Source organism: Tissierella pigra (assembly GCF_009695605.1).
In the GTDB taxonomy this organism is placed as follows: domain Bacteria; phylum Bacillota; class Clostridia; order Tissierellales; family Tissierellaceae; genus Tissierella; species Tissierella pigra.
The window spans coordinates 1-1,162 of record NZ_VUNQ01000115.1 but is presented as its reverse complement, the minus strand read 5'-3'; the positions used below and the strand labels follow the sequence as shown (position 1 = coordinate 1,162).

Below are 1,162 nucleotides of genomic sequence, written 5' to 3'. Positions count from 1 at the left end.
TGTAAAGGACAATGATAAAATACAGATAAAAGGTAATCAAAAAGTACAGAGTTCTTAATCAAAGAGGGAACACTACCTAAAGAATAAAAAATAATAGGTGGTGTGAATATGAAAGGAGAACTTTGGATGGATATAAGAAATGATTATCTTAAGGGGCTATCCATTTCAGAAATATCAAGAAAATATAATATCAATTGGAGAACAGCTAAAAAGTATGCAGCAGCTATTGAGACGCCAAAATATACATTAACTAAAGATAAACCTTCTAAGTTAGATGACTTTAAACCTATGATAGATGAGTTACTAGAGGAAGCCCCATATAGTGCTGTAAGGATATTAGAAATAATAACTGATCAAGGGTTTGATGGTAAAATTGGTATAGTTAAAAACTATGTTAGAACTAAAAAGAAAGAGCTAAATACAAAAGCTACAGTCAGATTCGAAACTTTACCTGGGAAACAGGGTCAAGTTGATTGGGCTCATTTTGGAACATTCATGGATGAACTAGGAAGAGAACATAAACTGTATTGTTTTTTAATGATTTTAGGGTACTCGAGAATGCGATATATAGAATTTGTTACAGAGATGAGCACAGAAACTCTAATAAGATGTCATAATAATGCTTTTAGATATTTTAATGGATATCCAGAGCATATACTCTATGACAACATGAAGCAAGTTGTTGTAAAAAGAATGATAAAGCAAGAAGATTCTAAGTTAAATCCATTATTTGAGGACTTTGCAGGATTTTACGGAATAAAACCTATACTATGTAGGCCTTACCGAGGCCAGACTAAGGGTAAAATTGAAAGAACAGTCAGATATGTAAGGGATAACTTCTTTACTGGTATTAAATTTGTTAACCTAATAGATTTAAATAATGAAGCTCTCTCCTGGTGTGAAAAGATAAATAGAAAGGTCCACGGAACTACAAATAAAATTCCTTATGAAATGCTGCAAAAAGAAAAGTTAAATAAATTCGATCGAGAATATGTTTTAAGTATTGAAGAAAAAAGAAAAGTAGAGAAAGACTGCTTGATTTCCTTTAAGGGTAATAAATATTCTGTCCCACCAGAATATATAGGAAAAGAAGTTTCAGTATTCTCTACAGACAACTTAGTTAAAATTTATCATAATAGCTCATTAATATCAACTCATAGCA

The 1,162-nt window shown here is 31.0% G+C and carries 1 protein-coding gene; it reads left to right on the top strand.

Annotation, left to right across the window (positions count from 1 at the left end; translation table 11 throughout):
- Positions 1-108: 108 nt before the first annotated feature.
- Positions 109-1,162 (top strand): IS21 family transposase (gene istA, locus FYJ83_RS19550; RefSeq protein WP_154443143.1); only part of this gene is annotated, 1,054 nt, incomplete at its 3' end.